This is a genomic window from Trichococcus sp. (assembly GCF_049684335.1).
In the GTDB taxonomy this organism is placed as follows: domain Bacteria; phylum Bacillota; class Bacilli; order Lactobacillales; family Aerococcaceae; genus Trichococcus.
This window is the reverse complement of sequence record NZ_JBAVFV010000036.1, coordinates 53072-68844: the sequence shown is the minus strand read 5'-3', so window position 1 is coordinate 68844 and position 15773 is coordinate 53072. Positions and strand designations below refer to the sequence as shown.

15 protein-coding genes are annotated in these 15773 nt (G+C 45.0%); 4 read left to right on the top strand and 11 right to left on the bottom strand.

The genetic code is table 11. The features are described 5' to 3' along the window. Nucleotides 1-26: 26 nt before the first annotated feature. The gene (locus WBM30_RS06825; RefSeq protein WP_424899989.1) at nucleotides 27-494 is read left to right on the top strand and encodes a GNAT family N-acetyltransferase; all 468 of its coding nucleotides are present in this window, start codon (nucleotides 27-29) and stop codon (nucleotides 492-494) included. A 189-nt stretch (nucleotides 495-683) separates the two neighbouring features. On the opposite strand, the gene mgtE is transcribed toward WBM30_RS06825, so the two are convergent. The 5 genes from mgtE to WBM30_RS06800 all read right to left on the bottom strand — a co-directional run bounded on the left by mgtE (nucleotide 684) and on the right by WBM30_RS06800 (nucleotide 5674). Next, nucleotides 684-2054: a magnesium transporter gene (mgtE, locus tag WBM30_RS06820; protein ID WP_424899988.1), complete on the bottom strand. Its 1371-nt coding sequence runs from the start codon at nucleotides 2052-2054 to the stop codon at nucleotides 684-686. Further along, nucleotides 2035-2922, bottom strand: coding sequence for an RluA family pseudouridine synthase (locus WBM30_RS06815; protein WP_424899987.1), 888 nt, complete (start codon nucleotides 2920-2922; stop codon nucleotides 2035-2037). The genes mgtE and WBM30_RS06815 overlap by 20 nt, the downstream gene beginning before the upstream one ends. Nucleotides 2923-3222: 300 nt before the next feature. Next, nucleotides 3223-4176 (bottom strand): NAD(P)-dependent oxidoreductase, encoded by a 954-nt coding sequence (locus tag WBM30_RS06810; protein ID WP_424899986.1) that lies wholly within the window; start codon nucleotides 4174-4176, stop codon nucleotides 3223-3225. A 2-nt stretch (nucleotides 4177-4178) separates the two neighbouring features. Beyond that, entirely contained in the window at nucleotides 4179-5009 is an 831-nt protein-coding gene (locus WBM30_RS06805) for an NAD kinase (RefSeq protein ID WP_424899985.1), read from the bottom strand. Nucleotides 5010-5032: 23 nt separating this feature from the next. Further along, the gene (locus WBM30_RS06800; RefSeq protein ID WP_086628370.1) at nucleotides 5033-5674 is read right to left on the bottom strand and encodes a GTP pyrophosphokinase; all 642 of its coding nucleotides are present in this window, start codon (nucleotides 5672-5674) and stop codon (nucleotides 5033-5035) included. Nucleotides 5675-5969: 295 nt separating this feature from the next. Here WBM30_RS06800 and WBM30_RS06795 point away from each other — a divergent pair, with 295 nt between their 5' ends. Next, nucleotides 5970-6563: a CYTH domain-containing protein gene (locus tag WBM30_RS06795; RefSeq protein ID WP_424899984.1), complete on the top strand. Its 594-nt coding sequence runs from the start codon at nucleotides 5970-5972 to the stop codon at nucleotides 6561-6563. Between the two features lie 362 nt (nucleotides 6564-6925). Then, nucleotides 6926-7624, top strand: a complete 699-nt coding sequence (locus tag WBM30_RS06790) for a DsbA family protein (RefSeq protein ID WP_424899983.1) — start codon at nucleotides 6926-6928, stop codon at nucleotides 7622-7624. 78 nt (nucleotides 7625-7702) lie between these two features. On the opposite strand, the gene pepF is transcribed toward WBM30_RS06790, so the two are convergent. The 4 genes from pepF to spxA all read right to left on the bottom strand — a co-directional run bounded on the left by pepF (nucleotide 7703) and on the right by spxA (nucleotide 12133). Beyond that, entirely contained in the window at nucleotides 7703-9520 is a 1818-nt protein-coding gene (pepF, locus tag WBM30_RS06785; RefSeq protein WP_424899982.1) for an oligoendopeptidase F, read from the bottom strand. Nucleotides 9521-9603: 83 nt separating this feature from the next. Continuing rightward, nucleotides 9604-10770, bottom strand: coding sequence for a competence protein CoiA (locus WBM30_RS06780; RefSeq protein ID WP_424899981.1), 1167 nt, complete (start codon nucleotides 10768-10770; stop codon nucleotides 9604-9606). Nucleotides 10771-10853: 83 nt separating this feature from the next. Next, nucleotides 10854-11516, bottom strand: coding sequence for an adaptor protein MecA (locus WBM30_RS06775; protein WP_424899980.1), 663 nt, complete (start codon nucleotides 11514-11516; stop codon nucleotides 10854-10856). 218 nt (nucleotides 11517-11734) lie between these two features. After that, nucleotides 11735-12133: a transcriptional regulator SpxA gene (gene spxA, locus WBM30_RS06770; RefSeq protein WP_424899979.1), complete on the bottom strand. Its 399-nt coding sequence runs from the start codon at nucleotides 12131-12133 to the stop codon at nucleotides 11735-11737. A gap of 389 nt (nucleotides 12134-12522) precedes the next feature. On the opposite strand from spxA, the gene trpS reads away from it, so the two are divergent. Beyond that, nucleotides 12523-13515: a tryptophan--tRNA ligase gene (gene trpS, locus WBM30_RS06765; protein ID WP_424899978.1), complete on the top strand. Its 993-nt coding sequence runs from the start codon at nucleotides 12523-12525 to the stop codon at nucleotides 13513-13515. Nucleotides 13516-13719: 204 nt separating this feature from the next. On the opposite strand, the gene WBM30_RS06760 is transcribed toward trpS, so the two are convergent. Beyond that, on the bottom strand, nucleotides 13720-14727 hold the full coding sequence (locus tag WBM30_RS06760) for a lipoate--protein ligase (RefSeq protein ID WP_424899977.1): 1008 nt from the start codon (nucleotides 14725-14727) through the stop codon (nucleotides 13720-13722). A 77-nt stretch (nucleotides 14728-14804) separates the two neighbouring features. Beyond that, a complete protein-coding gene (locus WBM30_RS06755; protein WP_424899976.1) occupies nucleotides 14805-15545 on the bottom strand; it encodes an MBL fold metallo-hydrolase in 741 nt (246 codons plus the stop codon). Between the last annotated feature and the right edge of the window lie 228 nt (nucleotides 15546-15773).

Below are 15773 nucleotides of genomic sequence, written 5' to 3'. Positions count from 1 at the left end.
CAAATTTTGAAAGTGAGGAATACACATTGTTGCATTTTGAATGGACACAAGATTTACAATCAAAAACCTATCGGGATGCCTTGGACATCCGCAAAGAAGTATTCGTGGAGGAGCAGCAGGTGCCAATCTCCATAGAAATCGATGATTTGGAAGATAAAACCTTGCATATCGTCGGATATGAAGAAGCCATCCCTGTTGCCACAGCCCGCATCTACCCGATGGCAAACGGCAAATATAAGGTGCAGCGTGTCGCTATCCGCAAAGCCGTAAGGGAAAAGAAATACGGAAGTATCCTGATGCAGGAAATCGAAAGGCACGTCCGTGAACTCGGCGGAAAGCGACTGTTCCTTGGAGCCCAGAACCACGCCATCGGTTTTTACGAAAAAGCCGGCTACACCATCTGCGGCGAAGAATACGAAGAAGCGGGCATATTACATCATGACATGGATAAAATGATAGAGCGTGATGATTCGCGTTTAGGGGATGAGCACTAAGAGGCTATTACGAGAACGGCCGCTTTTTGGCCGTGACGTAATAGCAGCTTAGGTGGAATCCCCTGCGAATCAGAACACGTTTACGTAGAAGAGTGATGGATCCCGGGTAAAAATCGAGCACTGGGCCAAAAAACAGGCAATGGCCACAGCCAAAGCGGCTGCTTGTCCATTGCCTGTTTTTTTTTGCACCTACATGAGTGTGGCGATAAAATGTTTTGCGATGTTGAAATAGATCAAAACGGAAGTCAAATCACTGAATGTCGAGATGAACGGTCCGCTTGCGACGGCAGGATCAAAGCCAAGGCGATCCATCAATACCGGAATCAAGCTACCGGCCAGATTCGCTACCGTGATGGCAACCAACATGGATATGCCGATGATCCCACCTAAGATGAAGTTCTGTTTCCAAACACCGATGACAAGCGCAATCGTTATACCAGTCACCAAACCGGAAATCAAACCGGTCGCCAACTCGGATAAAATGGTACGGAATAAATTTTTCTCCTCATCATCCTGCATGCCGATTTTCCGGACTGCGACGGCAAGTGATTGTGTCCCCGCATTACCGGATGTTCCGGTGATCAAGGTGACAAATACGGAAAGAATCGATGCATCCGAAATCAATCCTTGATATTGACTAATCAAGGTGGACGTTCCCATACCCAAGAATAACAACGTAATCAACCACGGCAAACGTTTGGATGCTGCCACAAAAGGGTTTTCTGATTGTTCCTCAACGTCGACCCCGGCCAAACCGGAGAAGTCGCTGACGGCCTCCTCGTCGATGACGTCGATGATGTCATCGACGGTGATGATCCCCAACAATACATTGTTTTCGTTGACTACCGGCACAGCCAAGAAGTTATAGTCCCTGATTTTATGGGCAACATCTTCTTGCCCTTCGTTTACGTTCACGGATACGATCCGCTCACTCATGATATCGCCGATCATCATGTCTTCATCGTTCACGATCAGATCCCTCAAGGAAATGACCCCGACCAGCACATTATCTGCATTGACGACGTAGATATAGTAGATTGTTTCCGCATCAGGCGCTTTGCTTTTAAGGATAGCCATCGCTGATCGCACTGTCTGATTGGCGACGATTGAGACGAATTCCGGCGTCATGATGGCCCCGGCAGTCTCATCTTTATAATTCAACAAGGCCCGGATTTCTTTCGCTGATTTCACTGGCATCAAGCGCAGATAAAGCCAAATCCGTTCATTCTTCAGTTGCTTCAGCATATCGACTGCATTGTCGGCATACATGTTGGCCAACATATCGGCCGCGTATTGATTGTTCATTTCCAAAAGATACGCTTCGATCGATTCGACGTCTTCTTCGATGATTTCGAACATGTCGGACATTTCATTTGCGGAGAGATAATTGTACATCGTTATGCGTTCTTCAGGAGCCAACGCCAGATAAATCTGGGCCTGATCATAGAGGTGATAGTCCAAAAAATAGGAACGGAATCTTTCGATATCCTCTCCCTGGAGCGATTCGCGGATTTTTGCCAACGCTTCATCCAGTTCAAATTCATATTGTGGTTCCAACATGGATTTCAGCCTCCTTGTCCCTCTGTCTGCTTTCCCATTTGATGAAATCATCCGGGAGCGGTGCTTCTATCTTTAAAGGTTCTCCACTGATTGGATGCACAAATGCCAATGACTCACAATGCAGAGCTTGCCGCAGCATGTCCGGGTCAGCTTTCCCCCCGTAAAGATCATCTCCAAGTAATGGCGCACCTATTGAAGTGAAATGCACCCGAATTTGATGGGTTCTGCCCGTATGTAACTTGATTTTTACAGTCTGCCCATCCGGATAGGACTTATCCAACCAGTATTCCGTGAGCGCTTGTTTCCCGTCTTCCCGCACCATTCGCGTTATGATCGAATCCTCTGTCCTGCCGATGGGGGCATCGATGAATCCATGCGTTTCCGTCAGCACGGGTTCGGATAAGACCGCACGGTACGTTTTATCGACTTCTTTATTGCGCAATAGCGTATCCATCAGAGCATGCGCGTATCCATGCCTTGCAAAAAGCATGACGCCGGTCGTATCTCGATCCAGACGCGTAACAATATGGATGACTTGGTCCACGTAGCCTTGACGCTGATAGTAGCCTTTCACGCGATTCGCCATGGAAAGACGCGGGTGCACCTTCGATGGGATGGAAGCAGCTCCAAACGGTTTGTTCACAACCAAAAAGTGGTCGTCCTCAAATAAAATGTCCAAAGGCATATCCACCCCGACAGTCGTTTCGTGTTCGCCTTCATCCGGAATGCGGATCATGACCTTATCGTCTTTTTCCAATGTCGCCAAAACCGTTCTTTCCTTGCCATTCAGCCAGATACTGCCACCATCGAATTTGATGGTAGCCAGCAGACTTTTTGATATTCCCTTGGAACGTAAAAAAGTCTTCATCAGTGTCGTCTCTTCTTTTTCATATATCCAGCTAAAAATCACTCTACACTACCCCTACTCTATACCGAATCTCTACTTGCGGGCCTGCCGCCTTGCTTTGTTTTGTGCTGATTCGCACCTGGAACAGGTTATCCAGCAAATCCAATGGCTTTAAAACCTTCAGCCTTCCGCTGGACAACATACATTCCTATTCTAACCAAAACGAGGCCATTCCACAACTCATGCCCCGTCATCGCAAGAAAAAATACCAACAAAAAAGGACTGCACCATCTGACTCGCTGGCGCAGCCCTGCTTTACTGTTAGTATCTTTTTTCAAAATCAATCAGGTTACGGCTTGGTTTGCCGTCTTTTTTATAGCTCTCCGCATTTTCTGAAACAACCTCAAACAGATTGTCCCGGAAATGCTCAACCACACCCGAAAAATGCGGGGTGATCAGTATCTTTTCATGATTCCACAAAGGACTGCCGACAGGCAATGGTTCCTCATCGAACACATCCAAAGCCGCATAGTCCACTGTCCCGTTGTCCAAAGCCTTGATGAGGCTATCGCTGTCCACAGTGACCCCACGCCCCACGTTCACAAAGAGAACGCCTTTTTTCATGCGTGAAAAAAGAGCATCATCAAAAACACGGTAGGTTTCATCCGTTTGGGGGAGGATGTCCACGACGACATCCGCAAAGTCGATGACAGTACCGATGTTATCCATTTTGACCGTCACATCCAAACCAGGTATCTCCTTGCCGCTGCGATTGACAGCGATGACCTTCATTCCGAAGGCTTTAGCCAATTCTCCCAGGCGATTGCCGATGTGTCCCGCCCCGACAATCATCATCGTTTTGCCTTTCAACTCCTGAAGCTCCGTGGTCTGTTCCCATTTCCGTTGTGGCTGATTCAGAATCGCAGTCCGCAATCCGCGCATATACGAAAGCAATACGCCGATGACGTATTCAGCAATCGGTTCGCTATGGATGCCGCTCGCATTCGTCAAATAGATTCCCTGTCTTTCAAAGGTTGCCAGCGGAAGGCTGTTCACGCCGGCTGAAATCGCTTGGACCCATCTTAATGAAGGCATCTGCCCTTCCTCCAACAGTGTGGTCAATCTGTCGTTCCAGCCGACAGTCCACTCAACTTCACTGAACGCTTCTGTTTCCGCTTCATCGGTAACCATCTCGTAATCGGGATAGAGTTCTTTTAGCTTTTCGATGTGTTGTTCCTTCAAACATGTCTTCAGCATCCACTTTTTAGTCGCCATATTCACTGCTCCTTTGCCCGTTCGTTCCTGTCGTTTTTCTTCACACCAATGAATGCATCTTCGACCCGGTCCCAGAAATGCGTATGACGATAACGCGCGAAATGTACACGCTCTCGGGCAATCCGATAAACCAGTCTTTCGATGCTTCTTTTTTTAAATGTCAAGTGATCTACAGACAAAATCAAACGATCTTCTTTGTGAGGATAGATGACAATCCACTCGTCTTTCGCGATGATCATAGGTGAGCTCAGCGTCCGATAGATGCGGTTATTGACAGAGGCCATCTCCGTCAGCTGGATGGCTTCTGTTCGTGGATGGATAACGGCTCCTCCCAGTGATTTGCTGAACCCTGTCGAACCTGTAGGTGTGGAAACACAGAGACCATCGCCACGGAATGTCTCGAACAGTTCATCCTTCACATAGATATCGCAAACCATCGTCCCGTCCATTTTCTTCAGACTAGCCTCATTCAAAGCGATGTAGCGGGTTTCCTCCTCCTCATCCGCATACTTGACGTGGACATCAAGCAACGGATAGCTGACGCTTTCCCCTTTATCATGCTTAAGACTTTCGATAAGCTCAGGCAGTTCGTAGGTCCGCCAGTCTGTATAAAAGCCCAGATGCCCGGTATGAATCCCCACAAAACGCACTTGGCTCAATTGGTTTTCATACTTATGGAAAGCTGACAGCAACGTGCCGTCCCCCCCAATCGACACAACAAGATCCGGATTATCCGTGACAATCTCGATTTTTTCAGAGAGGCACATCTCTTTGAATTTCGCCGCGACTGATAAAGTCTCTGGCGTCTGGTTATGGACCAGTGCAATTTTCATATCTGATCTCCTCCCGACCGAGCTCATCGGCTATCATCTCTTTTGTCAGAGAAATAGCGCTGAGCATCCTTGATTTCTTCGCGAATTTCCGACATCTCTTCGTCGAGACGGAAAGCAGCTTCTGCCGCACGTATCAGACGATCATGCAGTTCTTCCGGATATTCGCCCCGATATTTGTAGTTCAATGAATGTTCGATCGTGGCCCAAAAATTCATGGCCAGAGTCCTGATCTGTATTTCGACCAGTATTTTCTTTTCTTCGTAAATACGCTGGACCGGATATTCGATCACCATATGGTAAGAGCGATAACCGCTCTCTTTTTTATGTGTAACATAATCCCGTTCTATAATGATTTCAAAGTCATTTCTTGCGCGTAAAAGGCGCACAACCTCATGTATATCCTCTACAAATTGGCACATGATCCGCAAGCCGGCAATATCCTGCACATCCTGTTCCAGTCTGGTCAGATCAATATCCCGGACTTCCGCCTTTTCCAATATGCTTTCCTTCTTTTTGACCCGCCCAGTGATGAATTCAATGGGGGCATGCACATTCTCATCGCGATACTGCTTACGGATGCCCTTCAGCTTAACTTTTAATTCCTCTACCGCTTGTTCGTACGGCGCTAAAAATGAATCCCAGTTTTCAACTTCCTTATTTTCCATAGAACGACACCCTATCATATAGTATATGCTACTTTATTTTATCACAATTATTTATGATTCTATACAATACTTGTCAAAAAGGACCGAATTCATTTTCTCTACAAATATACACGTCACTCAATCTGCACCAGCGGCTCTAAATAATCAACTGTGCCAAACTTATGATACAATATGAATAAGATTTCGCATCGCCTGATGGTATATGCGCTGATGAACGGAATGTAACGAAGGTTCAAATTTTTTAAACAACTGCTGCGACCAAAATGAACTTCATAACCGAAAGGAAGTAATGACGATGAGCCAAAATATTGAAAAAGAATTCAAAAACCTATTGAATAGAGAAGAATACGAAGCGTTGATTACTGCCTTCAAACTTGATGAATCTGAACCTATCAAACAAACAAACGTCTATTTTGATACGCCTGACTATAAACTCAAGGACCTGAACAGCGGACTGCGCATCCGTATGTATGAAGATAAAGGTGAAATCACACTGAAAACGCCTATTCAGGAAAATGAAAAATTGGAAACAACCGACGATCTGCCCCTTGAAGAAGCAAAAGCTTTGGTCGACTCCCACCGAATGAAGGCATCGGGAAATGTGGCCGATAAACTGAAGGAGTTAGGCATAGCTATAGAAGATCTTGTGATCATCGGGCAGCTCTCAACCATTCGCTATGAATTTCCCGGGGACAAAGGGACCTATTTCTTGGATAAAAGCTTCTACCAAGATCAAATGGATTACGAATTGGAATTCGAGTCCGAGTCTTTGGAAGAAGGGGCTCTCGCATTCCAAAACTTCCTGGAGCTTCATGGCATAAAAGTCCGCAAAGCAAAACAAAAAATCGAACGCATGCTGGCCTATCCAAATTCGACAACACACCAGTAGTCAGCACCCGACAACGGCTTATACAGACAGACCCACTCTCCGGAAATCCAGGCGGAGAATGGGTCTTTTTGCTTAGTTCATTGCGCGAAAACATACAAAAACGTGAAATCCTTCTATTTAAATCGGATTCTAGGCCATACAAGATAAAAAAATCAGTCGATTTAGTTGCAATAATGTTAATTGTCTCGTAAAATACACCTTGACAATAAAACAAGTGATACTGAACAAAAAAAATGAAGGTCGCAAGGAAGATCTATGGCCAGTCTTCAAAAGGCAGCTCTTCGAGAAGCCTTATTGCTACTTGTTTCGGCTTTTTTTTGGTAAACTTAAAGTAAGCAAAATAGGAAAGAGGGAGGGATAAAATGTATAGGTCAAAACAGAATACAACTGATTCTATCTCTTCTCCTCAACAGATTTTTGAGCTTTATCTATTTGTGAACCCGATCGGCTACAAATGCTACCGTACGGAACAAGAAGTCCTGAAATTCATGAGTTCGTTGGATGGACCTAAAGTCCACTTCCGTTTCATAACGTTCCATAATTTCAATACCGTCACTCAGTATATGAAGCGATTAAATTTACCGGAAAAAGATTTAACCTTACGTAATCAAATATACAGTTCAATCTATGATGCCTCATTGGCATACAAGGCCGCCTTGATGCAAGGCAAAAAACGCGGCCGCAACTTTTTGCTCCATCTGCAGAAATCACTTGCGGACGGCAAGACCACCTATTCTAAAGAATTGTTGGCTGAAGTGGCTGCCAAAGCGAATCTGGACGTCGACATGTTTTTTGAGGACAAGGAATCGCCTTTCGTAAAAAGCAGCTACGAAGCGGATCAGCACATCGCCCAGGAGATGAACATCAAAACGAATCCGTCGCTTGTCATCTTTGATAATCTGAATTATCAATACGGCCTTTTGTTGGAGGACAACATCACTGCCGAGGTACTTCATGAAGTGATCAAAGATTGCTCGGTTGCATGCGAACAGAAGAGTGCCAACATGAAAAAAACAAATATTACGACAATTGGAAAAAACTACCTACGCATCACACACTGATACGAAAAAGCTTCATGGTCCTCAATGGACCACGAAGCTTTTTTTAACGTGTCAGTTTATTAAAGGCGCTCTTTTTGACTACACTTGTTGCGCTGCAATCAATTGTTCCAGTTCATCCAGACGTTCCTCGAACACTTTCATGGCATCCTCAATGTAAGCGGACTGGGTCATATCCACGCCAGCTTTTTTCATCACTTCAATCGGATAGTCGCTGTTGCCTGCTTTCAGATAGGAAAGGTACTGCTCCAACGCGCCTTCTTCTCCCTCAACGATGCGTTTTGCCAATGCCGTTGCAGCCGAAAAACCAGTAGCGTATTGGTATACGTAATAATTATAGTAGAAATGCGGGATGCGGGTCCATTCGATGCCGATCTCAGGGTCCTTTTCGACGGTCGGACCATAATATTTGGCATTCAGTTCTGCATAATAAGAAGTCATGAAATCTTGCGTCAACGGCACACCTGCCAAAGCTTGCTGATGGATGTAGTGCTCGAATTCAGCAAATTGGGTTTGACGGAAAATAGTTCCTTTGAAGCCGTCCAGGTAGTGATTCAAAATATAGATGCGGACCTTTGGATCGGTCTGGGTCTTCAGTAAATAATCAGTCAAAAGATTTTCGTTCGTTGTCGAAGCGATTTCGGCCAGGAAGATCGAATAATCGCCGTATACATAAGGCTGATTCTTTCTTGTCAGATAGCTGTGCACACTATGACCCAATTCATGGACCAAGGTATACAGTTGATTTAATGAATCTTGCCAATTCATCAGGATATACGGATTCGTGTCATATGCGCCCGAAGAATAAGCGCCGCTGCGTTTGCCTTCATTCTCAAGCCAGTCAATCCATCGGTTACCGAATGCTTCCTGGAGGATAACCAGATAATCCTGTCCAAGTGGCTGAAGCCCTTTCAAGGTTTCTTCCGTCGCCGCCTCGATGCTGTATTTGATCGGGGCTTCCCCTGTGAGAGGCGTATACATATCGTACATATGCAACTCCTCGACACCCAACAAGTCTTTCCGCAAGTCCACATAGCTATGCAACAAAGGAAGATGCTCATTGACCACATCAAGCAACGTATCATAAACCGCTTCAGGAATGTGATTGTTCGCCAGAGCCGATGCACGGGCGGATTCATATTTATGTACTTTTGCTTTGTAATTGTGCGCCTTCACGTTAGTGGACAAGGTTGTCGCAAACGTATTTTTCAGGCCATCATACGTTTTGTAGAGCGCTTTGAAAGCTCCTTCGCGCACTTCCCGATCCGGGCTTTCCATCAACTGCCCATACAACCCATGAGTCAATTGGACATCTTGGCCCTCTTCGTTCTTCACTGTCGGGAATGTGATGTCTGCGTTATTGAGAACCGAGAAAGTTTTGCTTGGGGCAGCAAAAATTTCCCCAGCACCTGCCAACAACTCTTCTTCTCTGGCGGACAGAACATGCTCGCGAGCAGAGGTGAGGCTATCCAAGAGATGCGCATACATCTGCAGCTTTTCGTTTTCTGCCAAGTATTCCTCCAACTCATCCTCCGGAATCTCCAGTATTTCCGGCTCGAACCAAGAGGTGGCTTCGCTGACGCTCGTCAAGATCGACAAGGCTTTGTCATGCAGGTTTTGATACAGGCTATCCGCTGTATCCTGATCATTCTTCAGATGGGAGTAAACATAGACCCGTTCCAATTTCTGGTTGATTTTGAGGACTTCTTCAATCCCTTTCAACAAGGCGTGACTGCTCGAGCCGACGGTTCCTTGCAAGGCACGCACGAACGGCACTGCACCTGCTAATTCATCCAACGCTTTCTCGAAAGCTTCGTCTGTCGCAAAGATAGCTGTCAAATCCCATGTGGATGCCTCCGGGACTTCGGCTCTCTTCAATTGTTTCTCTGTGTTTGTCATCCAGTTTTCCCCCTCTAATTTTTCAATAGTATAATTTTATCATACCTTGGGACCGAAAGGATACTGGCAAGAACATACAGGTTTTAACTCAAGCAAGAATGATGACCATCCGTTTTCCCTTCCAACGGCGTGGAAAACAGGACCCATTCTTCCCTGCCGATGGCTGCGGCATGCCCATCCTCGACCAGCCGCATCATGAATTGGAGTAACGGTTCCCATAAATTCGCCTCATCAGCTTCCTTCGACGTCCTTGTCCGGATCATGTTCATCCGTATGCATTTTGACAGCCAATCAAGCAGCTGTTTTTTTGTGAGCGGCTTTGCCGTTTCCGGATCGCTGAAATCCCGGAGTAGATAGTACCGCCAGATATAAGCCGGTGTGCGGATGCCTAATGTTCGGCAAGGCAATTCGAACAGGAATGCCGGCAAATGATAAAGGTCCTTCCGATCGAGATAGACTGCCAACAGAAATTTCCGGTGCTCCGGGTCGGTGCGGTACCGCAACAGATTGATATCCTTCGCCTGCATATGCTTGCGGTCAAAGGTTCTCCCGGCAGAAGGCGGCAGCAAATCGCCGCAACCGGGTAAGCACCCTTTTCTGTAAAGACTTTCCAAAGTAGCAACTTTAAGGTCATCCACCGGAATCGCCGTCTTCACAAAATGAAAACGATCATCACTGCCCAACTTGAGGTGGTGATGGATACGCATTTCTTCCTTCTGGGTATCCAGAATACCGATCCAACTCCCAAGTGCGACGGAATGCTTCAAGAATTGATAGATGGACTGCGTCATTTTGATGCCACCCGGTTGATAGTTCATCCCGCAAATCCACCATACTTCGTAGCCGAATCGTTGGTATCCCAGTGTCCGTTCCGACAAATCAGAAGCAGAGATTGGACTGCACTGGTACTCCACGGCGATTTTCTTTCCATCCGCAAGAACAAGCAGGAGATCCGGGCGCTGCTGCAATTCCGGCAGCCAACACTCCAAGGTAACTGCAATCCCCTCACTCTGGAACTTCTCCAGAAGCAGTTGTTTTCCCTTCAGGTGGGGAAGTGTTTCGCCTTCCGAAAAAACAGCACAATCCGAATGTTGACGGTGGGCAAAATGAGCGATCATGATGTTTCCTTTTTTGAGCACCAACTTTCCCTTGCACGCCGGACAATAATACTCCCCGACATTCTTGCCTTTTTCTTTTGAAGCCTGGTAAGCCTGAATCAATTCCCCATTAGCATTTCTAGCGATCAGCATAAGCAACCGCCCTTTCTGTCTCTTTCCCATAATATCCGCGAATGGACAAGAAAAAATCCGACCCTTTTCGGGGTCGGATCAGATTATTTAAAGTAGTGTCTGGCTGATTCCAATGCGTTGTCTTGGATGACCAACTTACCGTATTCGCCCAATATCTCAATAGCGATATCAGATTCCTCCGCAAATTCCAAAGCCTTCAGAATTTCGTTGTCGATATTCGTTTCCGTCATCTCATCTATGAAATAGACAACCGCCAAATAATATTGATTATCATAATAGTAAAGCGAAGATACGCCGCTCTCCAGGACCATCCGTTTCGCCAACTCCAAGAAGTCATCAAAACTCTGGAATTTAAATATGACTTCCAAAGGTGCCATATCATCCTCTTCAGATTCAGCATCCGTCTTATCGCGTGCGTTGAAACTCTTCGTCTGTTTTTTGATGTAATCTACTACATGCTCCAATTGATTGGAGCCGTTCGCCATATCGAAGTCGTCTTCATTGTTCATCCCTTTACTGATGAATAACTCTAAACCATTCCCATTAGGCAGCACTTGGAAAGTAATTGCATCTGATTCATGAAATTGATTATCAACATCGACTTCCTCGAGGATGCTGTAGAAAAAGCTCTCGATTTGCTTTTGATTTCCTAATAAATCCAGAAAGGTGATACCTCTTTCCTCTAAATCAGAATTCTCAATCAAAACGCGAATTGTGTTTTCGTTGATGTTTTCCATTTCCATCATGCTTCACCCCACTTTTCTTTCCCTATTTTTCTTATACCCATTGTAAATCAAATCGCAAAAATGTAAAGACAAAAGCACAAAATCTTTCAACTTCTCATTTATTTTCTCATCTGAGCGTTGCTTTCCTGTCAAAATGCTAAAGTTTAGTGGTCAAAAAAGACAAGTACAGCCGTTTGTCCGGTGCACTTGTCTGCCATATGCTGTTTAATTGCTGTTGACTAGAAGTTTGCCAATCTTTGCGCTTTTTGCAATTCCAGCGCGCGGACTTCCCTCGGCAAGAAACGACGGATTTCATCTTCGTTGTATCCCACTTGCAAACGTTTCTCGTCCAAAATGATCGGACGACGCAACAGGCCGGGATTATTCTCGATCAAAGTGAATAATGTATTTAAAGGTAATTCGTCTAAGTCGATGTTAAGTTCTTGGAAAGCTTTGGATCGAGTGGAAATAATTTCTTCAGTGCCTTCTTCAGTCATTTTCAGGATACTTTTGATCTCAATTTCTGTCAAAGGTTCGGAGAATATATTCCTTTCAGTGTAAGGGATGTTATTGTCTTCTAGCCATGCACGTGCCTTGCGACATGAAGTACAACTTGGGGAAGTATATAATGTTACCATCTCTGATCTCTCCTTTATTCGTAAGCTTTATTTGTGAACCACTTACAACTTTTATTATAAACCAAGCCACTCACAATAGCTATCCTTTTTTTTATGACCCCACACACTTCCGTCACATTTACGACACATTCGCGCTTTTCAATAGTCAGTAAAATGTTTGTGAAAACCTTATTTAACGGCATTTCCGGTCAACGTATCTCAATTCCAAAATTTTACAATTTATAATAAATATCGTTTGATAATTATTTTTTTCCGAATTCAGTCTAAATTTTAAAAACGCTTCCATCCCCTCCTCACTCATCTGACTTTGTGCATTCTATTTAAATCGTGAATACAAACCCAATTTGCGTTATAATAAACAATGACGTATTTAACCTAGGAGGCTTTTTATGAAAAAGAAAATATTTTCCGGCGTTCAGCCCAGCGGTATCCCGACAATCGGGAACTATATCGGAGCTATGAAACAATTCGTGCAGCGTCAAGAAGAATATGACTGCACCTACTGCATCGTAAACCAGCATGCGATCACCGTTCCGCAAGATCCAGCCACTTTGACCGAACGGACACGTGGATTGGCGGCTCTTTATTTGGCGCTTGGAATCGATCCGAACAAATCGACCATCTTCATCCAATCGGAAGTCCCTGCCCATGCGCAAGCTGCGTGGATCGTCCAATGCAACACTTACCTGGGCGAATTGGAGAGAATGACCCAATTCAAAGATAAATCTTCCAAACAAGAGACGGTTTCGGCCGGATTGCTGACCTACCCACCTTTGATGGTAGCGGATATCGTCCTCTACAATACGGATTTCGTCCCTGTCGGCGAAGATCAGAAACAGCACATGGAATTGACAAGGGATTTTGTGCAACGTTTCAACAATAAGTATGGAAAAGGCAAAAAGATCCTCTCTATGCCTGAACCTATGATTCCAGAAGATGGCGGACGGATCATGAGCATCCAGGACCCTACCAGCAAAATGAGCAAATCCGACAAGAACACAAAAGGCTACATTTCCTTGCTGGATGAACCCAAAGTCATCCGCAAAAAAATCAAGAGTGCTGTCACCGATTCAAGCGGCATTATTGAATACGATAAAGAAAATAAGCCTGGCATCTCGAACTTATTGACGATTTTCTCGGCCTTTACCGATCGCTCGATCGATGACTTGGTCAAAGAATTTGCGGGCTCAGGCTACGGTAATTTCAAAGAAAAACTGGCGGATGCCATCATTGCTGAATTGGAACCGATGCAGAATCGTTATTACGAGTTATTGAGTTCCAAAGAACTGGATGATATTTTGGATGCAGGCGCAAAACAAGCGAATGCTGTTGCCTCCGAAACACTGAAACGCATGGAAACAGCAATCGGCCTCCACAGATAGAATATAAAAGCTGAATGGGTTCGTTCAGCCCTGAAAGAAATTTAGGAAATCATGCCGTATGAGCATCGTAGAGCGCAATAGGTATGATTTATCTAATTTCCGAAGGGCTAACCCGTGAAGCTGGAGAATAAATGCTGAACGGGTTTTTCAGCAATAATGATGCAAAAGAGAAGCTCCGCTAATTGCGGGGCTTCTCTTTCTCTATCAGTACAATTCTTCAAGCAATTCTTCCGCGGTCACATTACCGAAGTATTTTTTGATGTCAAGTTCATTCAATTTGGCAAGCATATCCTCTTTGGCATATTTGACGCCGATGAAAGCATCTTCAACATCCTTGATTTCCCCCAAGCCAAAGAAATCTCCGAAAACCTTTAGCTGTTGGATATGCCCATCTTCAACGTTCATGCGGACTTCAATGGATCCGATCGGAAAACGATGATGTTTTTGGATTTCGAATTTAGGTGATTTGCCGTAATTCCAATCCCAGTTTCCGAAGTATTCTTCGCGTATTTCATAAACGCGTTTCCAATCTTCTTCGGTCAAATGGTACTCTTTTACTTCCTCACGCGTCTCGACATCAAAAATCGACAACAACATCAAGTCACGAAATTCTTCCGTGGTCAGGTTTTGATAAGCCTCATCAACAAAAGGTTTGATATTGGTCACGCGGCTGCGGATCGACTTGATGCCTTTCGATTCGATTTTCTCTTTGCGTGGTTTCAATGCGCCGGTCACGGCATCCAGATCGGAATCGAAAAGGATTGTCCCATGGGCGGTCATCCTTCCGTTCGTCGCATACATGGCATTCCCCGAAAATTTCTTCTCCCCGATGACCAAGTCGTTTCTTCCTTTTAGCTCAGCTTCCTTTACGCCTACGCTGTGCAAAAAGGAAATGACCGGCTTTGTGAATTTCCCGAAATCGCGGAATGAATCGCCATCATCCTTCGTGATGAAGCAGAAAGAGAAGTTCCCCAAATCGTGATACACTGCGCCGCCCCCGGACATACGGCGGACAATGTGTATTTGATTCGCTTCGACATAGTCCGCATTGATTTCTTCTATCGTATTCTGGTTGCGACCGATGATGATTGATGGTTCATTGATGTAGAATAATAGGATCGGCTCATCCAATATTTTTTCCTTCAATAAAAATGTCTCCAATGCAATATTTACGCTAGGATCTAACTGTCCTTGATTATCCACAAAATACATATGCTTATACCTCTCCCATTCTTCAATTGATTTATTGTTTTGTTATATATTCGGTTTGTTGCGGTTGATAGATGCGATCAGATTGTGATGATCCGGTCTTTTTCGGCGAGCGTGACTGATACGGACGGTGCTGCTTCTTTCGCTTGATCCAACAATAAGGATAGCTCGCCTTTTTGAGGTAAATGTGTCAGGATCAGCTGTTTGACTGCCGCTTCTTCTGCAATCGCGCCAACTTCGCCTGCAGTCATATGCGCATGGTGAAGCTCGTTCCCGTTGAACAAGTTCGCATCAGCCAAGAACAGATCTGCATCCTTCACAAAAGGCACAAATGCCGCTAAATAGGCTGAATCTGCACCGAAAACGAAGACCTTTCCGGTGGCGATTTCTTCGATCCGCAACGCATAGCACGGAACTGGATGGATGGTTTTTAAAAAACGGATCCGGAATGGCCCCAATTCCAACGTTTCCGCTGGCGCGTAGGCATACCCTTCACTCACTCCCGGCATCTCCAACAAGCGGAAAAATTCTGACTCAGCGTGCCCGTATATCGGCAGTATTTTTTTCAGCTTTCCTTCTGCAGGCTCTTTTAGCTGAAAAGTGTATTGCAGGACACCCAAATCAGCAATGTGATCCGCGTGATAGTGGGTCAAAATGACCGCATCCAAATCCAACGGATCCAGATGATGTTCCAGCGACAACAAAGCATTGCTGCCGACGTCGATCAATAGTTTGAAGTCATCGGATCTCAGCAGATAAGCCGTCGTACCGACATCTTTTGTAGGATAGCCACCCATGTAGCCCAAAATAGTCAATTCCATTAAACATCCTCCAATCCAATATCTGATAAGCAAAGAATCCTATTCAGATTATAACATGCCTTTGGCCATCGAAAATGGTAAACTCTTTCACGGCAACATAAAGAAACAGTTTTTACAATCAACAACAACAGTTTTATATTATTGGATTCATTATAGCACCAAACAAAAACAAACACTATATGAATTTAAAAACAGTCCACCTTAATCTGTAAACACACAGATTTGCGG

What these genes read in the sequence shown, in the direction of transcription:
- mgtE (WP_424899988.1), bottom strand. Translation starts at nt 2,054, where the DNA reads ATGTTGGAACCACAATATGAATTTGAACTGGATGAAGCGTTGGCAAAA.
- spxA (WP_424899979.1), bottom strand. Translation starts at nt 12,133, where the DNA reads ATGGTAACATTATATACTTCCCCAAGTTGTACTTCATGTCGCAAGGCA.
- WBM30_RS06800 (WP_086628370.1), bottom strand. Translation starts at nt 5,674, where the DNA reads ATGGAAAATAAGGAAGTTGAAAACTGGGATTCATTTTTAGCGCCGTAC.
- pepF (WP_424899982.1), bottom strand. Translation starts at nt 9,520, where the DNA reads ATGACAAACACAGAGAAACAATTGAAGAGAGCCGAAGTCCCGGAGGCA.
- WBM30_RS06780 (WP_424899981.1), bottom strand. Translation starts at nt 10,770, where the DNA reads ATGCTGATCGCTAGAAATGCTAATGGGGAATTGATTCAGGCTTACCAG.
- WBM30_RS06805 (WP_424899985.1), bottom strand. Translation starts at nt 5,009, where the DNA reads ATGAAAATTGCACTGGTCCATAACCAGACGCCAGAGACTTTATCAGTC.
- WBM30_RS06815 (WP_424899987.1), bottom strand. Translation starts at nt 2,922, where the DNA reads ATGAAGACTTTTTTACGTTCCAAGGGAATATCAAAAAGTCTGCTGGCT.
- trpS (WP_424899978.1), top strand. Translation starts at nt 12,523, where the DNA reads ATGAAAAAGAAAATATTTTCCGGCGTTCAGCCCAGCGGTATCCCGACA.
- WBM30_RS06775 (WP_424899980.1), bottom strand. Translation starts at nt 11,516, where the DNA reads ATGATGGAAATGGAAAACATCAACGAAAACACAATTCGCGTTTTGATT.
- WBM30_RS06790 (WP_424899983.1), top strand. Translation starts at nt 6,926, where the DNA reads ATGTATAGGTCAAAACAGAATACAACTGATTCTATCTCTTCTCCTCAA.
- WBM30_RS06810 (WP_424899986.1), bottom strand. Translation starts at nt 4,176, where the DNA reads ATGGCGACTAAAAAGTGGATGCTGAAGACATGTTTGAAGGAACAACAC.
- WBM30_RS06760 (WP_424899977.1), bottom strand. Translation starts at nt 14,727, where the DNA reads ATGTATTTTGTGGATAATCAAGGACAGTTAGATCCTAGCGTAAATATT.
- WBM30_RS06755 (WP_424899976.1), bottom strand. Translation starts at nt 15,545, where the DNA reads ATGGAATTGACTATTTTGGGCTACATGGGTGGCTATCCTACAAAAGAT.
- WBM30_RS06795 (WP_424899984.1), top strand. Translation starts at nt 5,970, where the DNA reads ATGAGCCAAAATATTGAAAAAGAATTCAAAAACCTATTGAATAGAGAA.